This window comes from Steroidobacter agaridevorans (assembly GCF_009932555.1).
GTDB lineage: Bacteria > Pseudomonadota > Gammaproteobacteria > Steroidobacterales > Steroidobacteraceae > Steroidobacter > Steroidobacter agaridevorans.
The window spans coordinates 777426-792655 of sequence record NZ_BLJO01000002.1; the positions used below are offsets into that span (position 1 = coordinate 777426).

The 15230-nt window shown below is 64.2% G+C and carries 6 protein-coding genes; all 6 read right to left on the minus strand.

Features of this window, described 5'->3' with window-relative positions:
• A partial coding sequence (locus GYH35_RS10195) for a putative porin (protein WP_202624213.1) occupies positions 1-411 on the minus strand: 411 nt, incomplete at its 3' end.
• Positions 408-1055, minus strand: coding sequence for a TonB family protein (locus GYH35_RS10200; RefSeq protein ID WP_161828315.1), 648 nt, complete (start codon positions 1053-1055; stop codon positions 408-410). The genes GYH35_RS10195 and GYH35_RS10200, both read right to left, overlap by 4 nt.
• A gap of 6 nt (positions 1056-1061) precedes the next feature.
• The gene (locus GYH35_RS10205) at positions 1062-1469 is read right to left on the minus strand and encodes an ExbD/TolR family protein (protein ID WP_161815855.1); all 408 of its coding nucleotides are present in this window, start codon (positions 1467-1469) and stop codon (positions 1062-1064) included.
• Positions 1466-3280, minus strand: a complete 1815-nt coding sequence (locus GYH35_RS10210; protein WP_161828316.1) for a DUF2341 domain-containing protein — start codon at positions 3278-3280, stop codon at positions 1466-1468. Before GYH35_RS10210 ends, GYH35_RS10205 begins: the two co-directional genes overlap by 4 nt.
• A 158-nt stretch (positions 3281-3438) precedes the next feature.
• Entirely contained in the window at positions 3439-13530 is a 10092-nt protein-coding gene (locus GYH35_RS10215) for a filamentous haemagglutinin family protein (protein ID WP_161828317.1), read from the minus strand.
• A 22-nt stretch (positions 13531-13552) separates the two neighbouring features.
• Complete coding sequence (locus GYH35_RS10220; protein ID WP_161815858.1) at positions 13553-15220, minus strand: ShlB/FhaC/HecB family hemolysin secretion/activation protein; 1668 nt, start codon at positions 15218-15220, stop codon at positions 13553-13555.
• Positions 15221-15230 lie beyond the last annotated feature (10 nt).

A 15230-nucleotide genomic window follows, 5' to 3' on the forward strand; every position in this document is an offset into this window, starting at 1 on the left:
CCAGCCAGGCAACGCGCCGGGCACGCCCCAGCCATCGCTCTTCGCCTGCGCCATCACTTCCTGAGTCACTTCGGCCTTCATATCCGCACGAACTTCCGCTGCGATCTGCTTGCGCACGGACTCGGGCACGTAAGTGACACGGACAGCATCGGACTCCGCAGCTTCTTTGGCAGCACGCGCGTTTGCGTCGGCGGTCGCTTTGGCCTGCGCATCGGCAACCATTGCTTCGGCCTGTTCGCGCGTCATCACGCCCTTCTGCACCAGCGCTTGCAGCAGATTGATGACCGTGTTGCGCACCTCTTCCAGCGAGCGCTTCTCGGCATCTGCGGTCTGCGACCATGCCGGCGCGTGCATCAGCACGGTCAGCGCGACAGCGGCGCGGCACAGGCTCTTGGCGGCCAGAACTTTCATTTCGAAACGATCCTCAAAGTAACGGGTTGCGGCATTTCGATCGGCGGCGCTTCCTGAGCGCGTTGCATGTGTCGCAGCGTTTCCTCGATCGCGCGATCGAGGCCCTGGTCACCGGACGTACTGCGCAGTTTGATCTGTTCGATGGAGCCGTCCCTGCGCACCCACACACTGACGGTCACCTGGTACTTGCCCTTGCGAATGCGCTCGTCGTCGGACAGGAATTCGAGGATGCGATCCTTGAGCGAGCTGGTGTACCACGCGAACGCGGCTCCGCCCGTACCCACCAGATCGCGCCCGCCCTTCCTCGCAGCGAGACCGAAGCTGTCGCCGCCGGCAACCCCTTCGGCGTCCAGCCCCAGTTGCTCCGGCGCCTGCGATTCTTCCGGCGGCGCTTCCTCCGGCGTTTCCTGCGGCAACGGCTCTTCGATCTTCTCTTCCGGCGGCGGCGGCGGCGGCGGCTCGGGGGGCGGCGGCGGCGGACGAATCAGCTTCACCACTTGCGCCACTTCGCGCTTCGGCTCGTTCGGCGTCTTCTGCATGTCGCGGATCAGCCAGATCAAACCGGCGACCACGACGGCGACGATGACGCCGCCCACCAGCACCGGCACCAGACGTCGGAGGCGTTGACTCGGGGGCTGCGCCACGGGTCGTCACTTCACAACGCGCTGCGTGACCAGGCCCAGCTGCGTGATCTCCAGGCGCCCGACCACGTCGAGCACATCGATCACCTTCTGGTACTGAATGGTCGAGTCGGCCTTGATGATCACGGGCAACTCCGGATCGGCGGCCTTGTATTGCGTCAGCAGCCGCTCCAGCTCTTCGATGCTGACCGGATAAGTGTCCAGATAGATCGTGCCGTCGGCGGTGATCGACACGGCCTTGGTCTTCGGCTTCGCGATCGCCGGCGTTTCGCTGGCTTTGGGCAGATTGACGGTGATGCCCTGGACCGAGGCCGTGGTCATGATGATGAAAATGACCAGCAGCACATAGGCGAGATCGAGCATCGGAGTGATGTTGATCTCGTCGTAGACGTCTTTTTCTTCGGCGGAGGCGCTCACGAGTAATGCTCCGCGACTCGAGTGACGAACTCGTCGACGAACACACGCTGGTCGGCGTTGATCTCTTTGATCCTGGTGTTCAGCCAGTTGTATCCGAACAGCGCCGGGATCGCGACCGCCAGGCCGGCGACGGTTGCCGCCAGCGCCGCGGCGATGCCGGGCGCGATGGAGTTGACGTTCACGTCGCCGCTGGCAGCGATCGCGGCGAACGTGATCATCACACCCACCACCGTGCCGAGCAGCCCGAGGAACGGGCCGCCCGAGATTGCGATGGTCAGCACCACCATCTGCGCCTGCAGCTTCTGCGTCAGTCGCACCAGCGTCGCATCCATCGTGGCGCGAATGGCCTCGATCGCTTGCGGCGTCAAGTTCGTGACCGCGCGAGCTCCCGCGGATTTCAGGCCGATGCGACCGGTCATTTCCTGCACGCCATGGTGATACAGGCGATACAGCGTCGAGACGCGATACTTATCCTGCTTCTCGCTCTTCAGATGCGGCATGAAGCCCGATTCGTCCAGCGCGGCATCGCCAGGCGAGTCCGGACCTTCCGGCTTGTCCAGCGCGGTCGGATCGCCCTTCAAGTTCTCGAACTCTTTGAGAAACGCGGCATTCGCCTTTTGCACGCGCCCCAGGTACAGCGCCTTGCTGATCATGATGAGCATGGCGATCACGAACATCACCGCCAGAATGACGATCACGACCCAGCCGTCCACGGTGACGTTCTTCATCGTGATGGCGAAGTAGGAAACCTCGCCGCCTTCCTTCTGCGCGTCGCCGCCATACACGACCAGCGGCGCTTCCTGGCCCTGGCTGCGAGCTGCGGCCTGCAGCCACTCGACGCTGCGCGCCACGTTGGAAACCTGCACCTCGTCCACTTCACCGGTCAGGAAGTTCGTGCCGCCGGCGCTCGCGCCCAGCGTGAACGTGCCGGCGATTTCGGCCAGCTCCACCGGCGTCGCGGCGACTTCAGCGCCGTCGACGAACAACGTGACGCGTCCCGCGGCTGCGGTCATCGCCAGGTGATGCCATTGTCCGGGCACCAGCACCCCCGCCGATTGCGCACTCGCCTGCTCCTGGCCGTTCGCCGTCGCTCGAGCGAACACCTGCGTGCCGTTGATGCCAAGCGAGAGAGAGCGATTGTTTCCTGCGAGCTCGGCGACATACGCATCCGTCTGCGGCGCTTCGATACGCACCCAAGCCGACACCGTCACACCACGGTCGGGAAGCAGCCGTAGCGAAGCCGTGGACGGCGTGCCGATCGAGGTCGTTCCGGAGAACTTGGCGCCGGCCCCGATCAGCGATGCGGGGTTCGCTTCGGCGGTGAACGTGCTCGCGCTGTTGGCAAACGCGGTCGAATCCGTCGCGGTCGGCTCCGTGCCGAAGTGATAAACCAGCACTTGCGACGCATCGTACGTGCTGCCGGCATCGGCGCCGCCCGGCGCCTTGGTGTTGCCGTAATAGAGATAAATCTTTTCGGTCGCCGTGCCGCCGGCCAGCCGCGGCGCCTTCACCCACACGAATGCGAGATTGCTGGTCGCATCGTAGCGCTCGACATGAAACTTCAGCGGCGTCTTGTCGTCGCCCGAGACGAAGCGCAGGTCGGAGCCGTCCGGCTTGGTATCGGCGAAATAACCGAAGTTGCCCAGGTGCAGACGGATCAGCACCGGCACATCGGCGGGGCTGCCCGTGATGTTCGCGCCGGCCGCCGACAGGTCGAGAGTGATCTCCTTCCGGAAATTCCACTCATCGTTCCACCAGGCGTGACAGATGACCGGAACGATGAGCAATAGGAACGCCGCGAGTTTGCGCACGCTGTTCGACCCTTCGAGCTGAGATTTGTTTACTGTGAGTTGCGACGTGCGTCTATGCGCCGCCGCGCCCTGCGTGGTTGTCCGCAAGGCGCGGCGATTATGGAAGTCGCAGGTGATGCTTTTGTGACATGTGTGCAGCCCGCGTCATACATTCGTGCTCAGTTGAGCGGCTGGCGCTTCAAACATTCCATGTCGTCGGTCTTGCAGTTCTCCTCGCCGAGGCCGATGACGAACACTTCGAGCCACGACAAAGCCGTCTGCGCCAGCGACGCCTGCGCCTCGTCGCTCTCGTCGTTCTCCTCGGCCGAGGAATTCGACGCGGACGACGCGCTGCTCGCAACCGCCGACACGGCCGCGAGGCTCGCGCCCAAGCCGCTCGTCTCCGCCGGCACGCCGGTCGAGACACCGCCGACCTGGATGTTGTCGAGACCGACCACCTGTTCGGCGGCGATATTCAAGTTGCCGGCCGAGCCGATGCCTGCGTCGCCCGCGTTGACGATGCCGCGCGGCGCGATCAAATCCACATCGCCCGCTTTGACTGCCTTGTCCGTTGCGATGGTACGAATGCCGCTGCCGGCCACCGCGCCGGAGAGATCCAGCGTGACGCGGCCGTCGCTGTTCACGATGACACGCGGCGGCGGCACCGACAGCGACGACTTCGAGCCGCGACCGGCGTCGATATCGCCGAGCGTCGACCAGATGGCGATGTCACCGCCGAGCATCGTGAAGACGCGCGATTGATTCACCAGCACATCGTCGCGAGTGAAGACGCTTACATTGCCCGTCCGTTGCGCGACGATGCCAAGCAGCGAGGGATCGCGCGGATTCTCCACGAAAGACGCCGGCGGATTCGCCAGGCCGACGTTGAGCAATCCTCCCGGCACGGTGAGCGAGATATCGCCGCCATCCAGCGTGTAGATGCGGCTGAAGGCGAGCGTCAGATCGCCCTTGAATATGTTGTCCGCCGGATCTTCTTCACGGCTGCCGGGAAACAGCGCGTCGATGGCAGCGTAGCCGCGGGTGAAGCCCTTGGCGGGATCGGAGTTGGCTTCACGGCCCGAGGCCACCAACTCGCCGTAGAAGAGATCCAGCAACAACGGTCGCTGATCGAGCGGATCGAGCGCCTTGAACGCCTTGACTGCATCGGCATAGCTCTGCGCTTCACCAGTGCGTGCCTGCATGAATTTCACCAGCGCATCGAGCAGTTCCGCCGAGTTCGCGATCACCTTGTCGACGAAGGCCGAGCCGTCCATGTCGCGTGCCATGCCCACCATCACGTTCAGATCGGCGCCGCCCTCGCTTTCGATGGCGCCGTTCAGCAGGCGGCCCGTCGTGGTCAGACCGGTGGAGTATCCGAGGTCAAGGTTGCGGCCGGTGTAAGCATCGAATCGACCCGGGCCACCAATGGTCATCTCGCCCGTGGTCAAGGTCGGCGAGTAACGCAGATCGCGGCCCGCGTGCACCGAAGAAATATCGCCGGCGCGCAGGTTCTGCGCTCGCAGCGTCGTATCGACGATGTCACGACCGGCCGTCATGCGCACCGCCTTCGGCAGCGACAGATTCTGGCCGACGATGTCACGTCCGGCGGTGATCATCACCGGCTGCGCGTCGTCGCCATGGCGCGCGGTCTTCGCGGATGCCGTCGACAGGAACATCGCGTCCAACAGCGGCGCGATGGAGTTTCGCGATGCCAATACCGCCGACGGCAATTCGGCATCGGCGATATCCGTCATCGTCACCGTCGCAGCGCTGCCCGCCGTGAAATCGCGAGCGGCGAACACGTCCAGTTGTCCGTCGTTCGAGGAAAACAGCGCGAACGAGTCGCCTTCCAGGCGCACATCCTGCGCCAAACTCATCAAGCTGAGCGATGCGGGCAGCACTGCCAGCGCCTTGCCGCTCTCGGTCGTGTTGTTCTTCCCAGGAGAATCGAGGAATGCAGCGAGACGATTGTTGCTGACGTTCAGCACCACATCGCCGCCGCTGCTGCGTGCGTCGACCGCCGAGCGCCCGGTATATGTGAAGAACGTGGTGGTTGCGCCGGGCTGCCTGGCCGCGGTCGGGTTGAAGATGCTTTCGAGGTTGATATCGTCCCGGGCAGTGATCGTCGCCTGCGCGTCGCCCAACATCAACACCGTCCCCAATGCCGAGTCATTGACGCCGGTGCGAGTGCTGAGCAACCCGCCGTCAGCTCGCAGCGTCATGTCGCCTCGAGCCACGTACAACATGTTGCTGTTGATATCGCCGCCCGCCCGCATCGACAGCGATCCGCCGCCGAATTGAGTGACTGTATCGCGCACCAGCTCCGTACCGCTGTCCGCCGCCGCTGCGGAAAAGTCATTTACATTGGCGCCCGCGAGAATGCTGATGTCGCCGCCGCCAAACGTGCCGACGTTCCAAGCGAACGCGCTCCAGTTCGGCGCCCACCGGGTGTCCTGATTGAACGTATCGGACGCACCCTGGCGACGCTGCCAGTCGCCGACCGATTGTGAGATCTTCGAGCCGATCACACTCTGGCCGGCGGAGATCGAAACACTACCGCCGCGATCCGCGAAGGAATAGAGCACGCCGACCGGAGTCGTGCCGTTCACACCCGCCGCATACACGCTCGTCTTGTCGCCAAACTTCACGTTGCCTGCGGCACTGATGCGAATGTCGCCAGTGCCCGTCCGGACCACGCTTGGCACCCTCGCAAGGCTGGCCGTCAATGCAAAGTCACCCGCTGCGCCACGAACCACCGCGTTCGGGTTCGCGCTCGTCAGATCCGCGCCTGCGGCGAAGCGCAGCGTCGCCGAATTGTCGTCCTGCAAGCGCGTGCCGATGAAGCCATCGCTGATGTTGCCTGCGACGGTGATCGAGCCAGTGGCGCGCGCGGTGAATGCGATCGGAGAGCCGTCGAAACGCCACGACGACAGATCCAGTGTCTGCAACTCCAGGTCGCCTGTGTGCCGCAGCTCAGCGCCGGCCTCCACCCGCAGACCATCGACAGCCAGGCGATCGCGAATGGTGCTGCCGGCAGTCGCCATGTAGGTCGTGAGGTCATTGCGAACGGTGGCGTACTGGCCGGCGTTCACCGTGGCCGGCACGTCGAACGTCCGCACCGATTCGATCACCACACCGTCCACATCGCGGATCGTTCCGGCCAGCTCGGTGACAGCCACATCGTTGATGATGTTTCCTTGCGCATCGGTCGCGGTGGTCGCGGTGGCGCGCAATCGCAGGCTGCCGTCGAGCTCATCGCCGCGCGCCGACAATTGACTGCCCGACGCCACTGAAATGGAGCCAGTTGAGCTGCCGAGCTCGATGTCGCCGCCGAATCGCACGCCCTCATTCGCGTCTGCGTTCAGCACTGCAGTCGCACCGAGATTCACATCGGTGCCGTACAGACGAATCGAGCTGCGCTGGCTTTGCGAGGGTGCGCGCATGGTGCCGTCGATGCGCACGTCGCCGAGATCGCTGGTCCATTCAATGTTTCGTGCCGTGACGGTCTCGCCCGCCGCGAGCTGCAGATCCCCGTTGCGAACATGCAGCGACTGCGTTTCGGTAAATCCTCCGTACTGCAAGCGGCTCACCAGCCCGGCGCTGTCGGTCAACGTGCCCGCATATAGATCGAACGCACCGCCCACTGCAGCGCCGCTGCTGTTGGCCGTCACTGCTCCCGCGAGAGTCGCGATGCCCGTGCTATGGATGGATACGCGCCCAGCATCGGCGCCGCCTGCGCCGTCAGCATCGAGTCGCGACGCCGTTGCGGTGGTCATATCGTTGCCGCTGATGAGGCGCACCGTACCGCCGTTGCTGCCGACGACGCGATCGGCCGCTCGCACCAACTGGCCCGAAACATCGATGACGCCCGTGTCCGCGACCGACAGATTCGAACGCGCCTCGAGTGTCACCAGCCCCGAAGGCAGGAACAACGTGCCCGCGTGCTCGATGTTCTGGCCGGTGATCTTCAATCCGCCGCCCAGGATGCCGTCGATGGAGCTCGATGCGGCGCCCCTGCTTGCGATCCTGACATCGCCGCTCGCGTCGATGGTCGTTTCGCCACCGCTCGCGGCGGTTACGCGTGCCGCGTTCAGATCCAGATCGCCGCCGATCAGCAACTCCGACTCGCCGACGCCACGAATGTCGCCACGGGCGGTCAACGTCGTGCGTGCGAAACCGCTCAACGCAAGCTTGCCCGCTTCCTCCTCGACCTGCACCAGCAGCGAGTTGCCCTCCTGGTCCACGACCGTAGCCAGCGCCGGTACGATCGCGCCGAGCTCGATGTGGTCGGCATTGATCGAGAGCGTTCCTGTTCCTGTGCTCGCGGTGGCGTTGCTATCGGCGATGCCGGCAAGCACGACGTTGTCCGCCGAGAAATTCACGTCGCCACCGGACAGATTGTTCAGCGACGCCGCCCGCAACGAGATCGAATCGAGACGATCGGCCCCGCCCAGATCGAGCGCGTAGGCGAAATCGATGGCGCCGCCGCTGACCAGGCTCAACGAGCCGGCCTGCTGCATCCGGGCCAGCAGCGACGAGTCGATGCTCAAGCCATCGGCATGCTCCGCGTTGTCGAAACGTATCGTGCTGGAGCCGACTCGCCATTGCGCGCCGCTCGCCTGAATGTCGCCGGCGAGGCGCACGCGATCCGGTGCATTGACGAACAACGCACCGCCGGTCGCTAGCACACTGCCGTCAGCAACATCGATCACGCCCTCTTCGAGGTCGCCGTCCTCTCGCAGCACGCTATACAAATTACGATCGGACACCGACAGCATGGCCGCGCCGGCATCGCCATCGTTGAGCTGCAGAATGCCTGCGTCGAGCGTATCGGCGTCGATGGTCGCGCCGCGCGTCGCCGAGGTCGAAGCAACTCGTGCGCCTGCAGCCACTTCGACGCTGCGATTGCCCATCAACATCACTTCGTCCGCAACCACGTTCGTGCCATCGGCGATCTGCACTCGATCGGCGACGACGTCGATCGTATCGCCCCGCTGGATGGCGCCGAGCCACAGCTCACCGGGCTTCCAGCCATTGAGCACCGACGCGGCAATCTGCACGGAGCCCGAGCCTTCTGTCACCGTGTTCACGACTTCGAGATCGGTCGCAGCGACCTCGATGCGTCCAGAGCGTCCGCCTTGAGCGCCCGAGACGTTGACGATGCCGCGCATGTCCAGTGACGTCGTCGCCAGCAACGACAAGCTGCCTCCGTCCGCCGGCAGCACCGGGTCCGGCAATTCCAGCCGAGTGGCGCGATCGGTGTAGAACGTAGACGCGTACGAATCCTGATAGGCAGCAAGCTGGCGCGCCTGCGAGCCCGGACGAATCGCGAAACCGGTGTATCTCGTGCCGCCCAGTCCTGTGTTGCCGAAGGTTCGATAGCCGGCAACCACTGGCGTGCCGTCGGCCAGCGTGCTGACCGTGCCGGGTTGAATATCGGTGGTGTTGGCCACGGGCTCGATCAACATGGCACCGGGCAACAGCGCATAGCGCGCCGGCAACAGCGCGTAGAAGCCCGGCTCGAGTCCGGGGACGCCGCTCAGGTACACGCTGTCGCCGACCTGCAGGTCGTAGCGTTTCATTTCCTGCAAATCGTAAGGGGCGTACTGGCCGCGTTGCGAAGGCACGATGGCGAAGCGGCCGAAGGGAATGAACTCGGGATCCTCCTGTCCTTCCACTTCGATGAAGTATCCGGCCGCGAGCGCATCGCGCGAGCCGCCCGTACCCGGCTGCCACTCGTAAGCATACAAATCGCCGCCGCCCTGCAGATCCAGCGTGGCGTTCTGATCCTGTTCGATCGATGCCGCATTGAGCCCGATGCGACGCTCAGGAATGCTGTCCAGCACCGGCTCGCTGGTTGCGCGCTCGTAAACCCAATCGCCGTTCTCGATCCGTCCGAAGGGAATGAGAGCGCCATTGCCGCTCACCGAGGTCACGCTGCCTGCGCGCAGCGTCAGGGTTTCCGTCGCGTTCATATCGATCGAGCCGAACGGCGCGCGCAACAAACCGAACTGCTCGATGTTCGCTGCGTTCAAGGTCAGCTTGCCGCCCGCGCTCAGCGGCGTCGACGCCGGCATTCCGGACGATTCGAGGCGCAACGTGCTGTGCTCGCCAACCGCTGAGAGCGAGTACGAAGTGAGTGTGGCCGGATAGATCTGAGTGGCCCGCAATGTGAGATCGCCGGCTGCCTGAAGGTGACCGGCACGCGCCGTGCCCTGTTCGACCTCGCGCAGTCGCAGATCGGTCGCGCTCGCGAGTGTGCTGGTCGCCGCACCGGACAAGGAAACAGCGCCTATCGCTTCGATAAACTCGCCCCGCAAGTCAAGGCTGCCGGTGCCCTCCGTGGGAGTAACGGCCGCGCGGTTGGCCAGACCATTACCTACTGCCAGATATGGCGCCGACAAAGAAACATCGGCGCCGTTGCGCGCCATGACTTCCGGGCTGTCGAGCACGATGCGGCGATTCATCGACAAGGAGATGTCGTCGAACTCGATGCGGCCGTCAGCGTCGAGCGTGAGGGCATCGATGCCTGACTCGGTGATGACATCCTGACGCAACACCGCCAGGCCGCTCGGCGGCGCCGAGCCGCCCAACGCGATGTCCTCCGAAGTCACACGCAGCACGCGTGGATTGGACGGGTAAGTCGGCTGCACAGCGTCGCGGCCGGGTTCGAAGCCGTAGTTGCGTGACAGGCGCATCACCAGCTCGCCTCCCGTCGCTGCGCCCGTGCTGCCGACACCGGCATGCGCGCGGAACGAGCCGTTGAAGCCGACGGCCTCGGGCGCAATCAACGACAACGATCCCGCGTTGCTGCCGATTACATCGCGAGTCAGCCCTTTGCCGCCGGCCAGATTGCGATCGATCGCGGCGCTCGCGCCGGAAACATCGATGAGCGAGCCCTGCTCCGCGATCACGAAGCCGCGATTCGCCTGCAGATTCACCTTGCCGCCATCGTAGATCGTGCCGGTGAGCAGCCCGTCTGCAGCGGGGTCGTACACAACCGTGCCCGATACATCGAGCACGGCGTTCGAGCCCAGGTGCAAACCGATATTCTGCAGATAACCTTCATCGCTGCCGGTCGCGGTGGGCACCGTGACGCGCATGTCGACCGAGCCGCCACGTGCGCGGATCGTGCCATCCATCTTGATGCCGCCGAGGCTGGCGAAGGCGATCGAGGAACCGGCATCGGCGTCAATCGAAGCACCGGCCTGCATGTTGAGCAGGCCGATCCGGATCGGGGCCGGCTCGCCACCCGGTGCAACCGCAAAGGTCAGCTCCATCGCTTCGCGGAGCGATTCATGCGGCGAGAAAACCGTCGCCAGTCCGGTCAGGTCTCTCGTGCTCGCCACGTCGGCGCTGGCATCGTTCAGTTGCCGCACACCGGTGCGCGCCTGAATGTTTGTATCGGCGGCGATGCGCAACGCGTCGCCGTCCTGGTCCGCATCGACTGTCCCGGTCGCGGTCAGCGATACGCTGCGGAAGCCGAAATCGGTGAACAGCGAAGTGCCGACGCCCAGATATTCGAGCTCCGGCAGCGGCGCGGTCGGATCTTCCGGATCGAGCTGATCGAGTGGATCGAGCCGCTGTGCCTGGATCCATGCGGCTTGCGACGTTACTTCGATACGTGGCGCCATCAAGGAAAACTCGCCGCCGCTACCACCGAGCATGCCGAAGGCCTGCACCCCCAGGCCTTCGCCGATTTCGAGCGCATTGTCGAGGCCGCTGGCGGCGATCTGAATCGAGCCGCCGTTGCCCGCTTGCACCGAGCCATCCCGCTGCATCCATGCGCCGGCGTTTGCCAGCATCTGCACCTGATCGCCGAGCACCAGCTCGGCGTAGTCCGCGCTAGTCGTCAATGAAATGGTGCCGCCATCGCTGAGTATCGAGGACGTGGGACGACCGAAAGGATCGGTGCGCGCCGTCAGCGCATCATTGATCCAGTTGCCCTGCACGTCCAAAGTGACATTATCGCCCACCGCTATTCCGGCGCGCTCGAGCTGCGCCCCGGTGCCCACCGTCAAGCCCGAGGTGGCCGAGATCGAGCCGCCGGCGCTGTTGATGCTGGCGCGAATTTCGACTTGATGACCCGTGAGCGACAGCGACGATCCGGCCGTCAGATTCAGCGGTACATCTTCGGGAACCAGAATACGGCCGTTGCTGTAGATGGCGGAGCGCGTGAAGCCTCGCGACAGATATTCGATCGGCAGCAGCAGCTCTTGTTGCGGCGGCAAGGCTGCATCGTCGCCGACGGCAATCGACGTCGGTGCTTGCCGTGCAAATGTCACGGACGGCGCGCGATAGTCCGGCGTCTGCTCCCGGGAGACGGTGTCGGGCAAGCCGATGATGAGCTGGCCGCCGAGCGGCGCCTGGTCCGGGCGGCGCTGATAGGGACCGATGACGGTTTCGGCCAGCCACGTGCCGTTCAATACCATGTTCGGCGCTGCGAACTGCACGGTGCCGGCATCGCTGCCGGCCACGTAGCTGGCTCGCATGTTGCCGATGCCCGGCGCGGCGATCAGATCGACGAAGCCCCAGCGATCGTCGGCGCGACGGAACATCGGATTGATGACGCCCACGTACGTGCGATTGGGATCGGCGTCGCCAATGTCATAAACGCGGCCGTCGGCGCCGATGAGCTGCGACGTGGCGATCGGCCCTTCCGTGTACGTCGTCACGCCGCCCGAAACATCGATGCGGGCGCCATCGGACACAGCGATATCGCCTTCGGAATTGAAGGACACGGTGCCGCCGGCCGAGGTTCGCTCGGCAATGCTCTTCGGAATGGCGGCCAGTGCGCCGGAGACATCGGCCAGCGGCGTGCCCACCCGGGCATCGACCACCACCGTCTGGCCGCGCAATGCGCCGTTTCTTTGCGAGGGCGAGTCACGCAGCTCGTTGGCGCGCAACTCCACCGTCACTTGATTGCGGGACATCGGCAATGTCACATCGCTGCCTGACAGATCGATCTGCACATCCGATTCGACGCGAATTCTCGCACTCGGGTCGTACGATGCCGGCGAGGCCGGATTGCCAGCGGCCGTCACGGTCAGATTGCCTCCCGGCGCGACGATCTGGCTGCCCGAGCGAAGGAATATCTCGCGGCCCGACATGCTGATGTCGGAGAGGAGCTGCTTCTGATCGTCGACGGCAGTTTCCGTGCTGGCAAGGTCCGGCAAAACGTCGATAAGGCTGGTGCCGCCGATTTCCAAACGTCCACCATTCTGTCCCGCACCGAGCGACGTGCTGCCGTCGCTGTTCGCGACAAAGCTCGGAGTATCGCGCGCTATGAGCTTCACCGAGCCGTTCGCAGAAACTGTCGTGCTCGCAGAAATTCTGCCGCTCTGATTGACCGCCAGACCGGCGACGGTGACATTGCCGCGTGCCGAGCTGATATCGCCAGTCAATCGGTTCCACGCTTCCCCGCCCGCAGCGACTTCTACCAGCAGGCCGCGCAGGGCGGGATTGGAGCTCGCTTGCAGATAGACACGCTCGCCGGCAGCGATGATCACTTGTCCGTCGGGCGATGAGATCGTGCCGGAGTTGTCCACCGTGCGCGACGCCAGCAGCACGCGCCCGTTGGTGCCGATGCTCGCGATCTGCGCACCCTCTTCCACCACCAGCTTGATTTCCATCGGCTCGCCGGTGGCCGGATCGATGACCGGACGCAGCTCGCCGGTAACCGGATCTCGTTGGTTGACCTGCACATACGGCCGGCCGTCCGATTGCAGCGCCGCACGCTGCGCTTTGACATGCTCCGGCGCCAGGAGACCGCTCGCGAACGTCTCATCGGAAATGCTCAGCGTCGACGCCAGGATGCCGGCAGCATTGATGCGCGCGGTGCGGCCGAACACGAAGCCGTTCGGGTTCACCAGATAAATCTGGCCGTTCGCTTCCACCGTGCCGAAGATCTGGCTGGGGCTGTCCTGATAAATGCGGTTGAGAGCGATCGAGTTGGCGTTGGGCTGATTGAAGATCACGCGGCCATCCGCGCTGACGTTGAAACTCGCCCAGTTGAGCACCGCGCGATCGGTGGTCTGATTGACGGTCAGCGTGTTGCCCGTGCGCACCTCAGTAGCAGCGCCGGACGTCACCCATTGCGAGGGGCCTGCCTGGCCGCCTTGGAAACATGTCCCGGGCGTACACACCAACGGCAGTTCGGCTGCATCGACGCTGCAGCTCACTGAGGCGGCCAGCGCCAGCGTGCCGCCGAGGAACGCGAGATGTTGAGTCGCGAGAATGGAACGGATAGCCGCGCGCAGTTCGTGCTTCATGGTGTCGCGAGAAACGGGGCAGCTACCAGCTGCCGCGAATGCTGAAATGGATGCGGGAGTCGCCTTCCTTGGTGCCGTCGAGATCCGCGTCGGGCGTACTCATCAATGGATACGCCCAGGTCAGCGCGCCGCTCAGGAAACCGAAGGCGTTGAAGTCGAAACCGATGCCGGCGCTGCGGAACGACTGATCGGGCGTTTCGATCAGCACATTGTCCCGGTTGCGCAGCGGATCGATGCGCGACATGCGGCCGAAGTCATAAAACATGAACACGCCGACCTGCGCACGTTGGGCAAACATGTCGATGGGCGCGTAGCCCAGCTCGGCGGAGGTCTTGAACCCGATGTCGCCCAGTTGCTCCGCTTCTCGATAACCGCGCACGCCGTCGGCGCCGCCAATCGAGAACTGCTCGTTGCTGATGACCGGCTCGATTGCATACTGGCCTGCGCCACGCACGCGGAAATTCAAGCTCCACGGCAGTTGTCGGCTGTATGACGTATCTGCGCGCAGCATCCAATAGTTCGGACGACCGCGGGCGCGCTTGTCACGAAACTCCTCGGCGTTGTTCGACATGCCGCGAAAGCCGAAATTGGCGCTCGACGCGAGCGTCACCTGCTGCTGCTCGAAGCGCCAGGCGCTGGTGTGGCCCACCGAAAGATTCATGTAGGAGATCGGCGTGCGAAACAGATCCTCGGACAGCACGCTCTCGGCGAAGTCCTTGTACTCGACGCTGCCGATGAACACATGGGTCGCGGCGGCGCTGGCATGGAAGGGATTGATGTAGCGCGTGCCGAAGATCTGACCTTTACCGAGCACTGAGATCGTGGCGCCGCCATCGCCGACCGTCGCGATGTCACTGTCGGAATCGATATAGAAAAACGCCAGCTTGGATTGCGAATCCCACAGCCGGGTCGTGTAGCTACCCGCAAAGACAGACACTTCCGACATATCTTCGGGCGACGTCTGATACTGGAACGCGAGGCTGTCGAGGCGGTCGAACAAATTGTCGTAGCTGATCGCGGCAATGGCTCGCAGCTCGGTCGTATTGCTGGTGAACTGGTTGTTCATTTCCACGCTGGCGTGGACCGGCAGCTCGTCCTTCACCGTCAGGCCAAGATCGACCGTGCCCGGACGTGGCCCGGCCTTCATCACCGGCACCACGCTGCGATCCGGCGTCTGCGCATTCAGATCCGTCAGCTGTTGCTGGACCGTCGGCAGATGCGGCACGGCGCCCGGTTGCGCCGCCGGCACCGCCGCGCGGATGGCGCGATTCGAGAAGTACTTCGCGCCCGTGACACGCACGCGCGCAATCGTTCCTTCCGTTACTTGCAAGCGCACGATTCCTTCGTCGACCTCCTGCTCCGGAATATCGACGAACACCGTGCCATAGCCACGATCTCGATACGCCTTCTCGAGCGCGGCGCGCGCCACTTCGACGTCGTCCAGCGTCTTTGCCGGGCCGAGGTTCGAGTACAGCAATGTTTCTATATCGGCGCGCGGCAGCACCGAGTTACCCAGGATCCGGTATTCCCAAACATCGAACTTCGCTTGCGACTGCACTGACTGCTGGTCGGCAGGCGTTGTTTCCTGCGCCAGCGCGGAACCGGCGAGCGCGAGCAACACCGCCGCCTGCACGCCGCGGCTGACAAATGAAATACGAATGTTCTTCGCCCCGCTGATATATTTATGCATGCGATGCCCT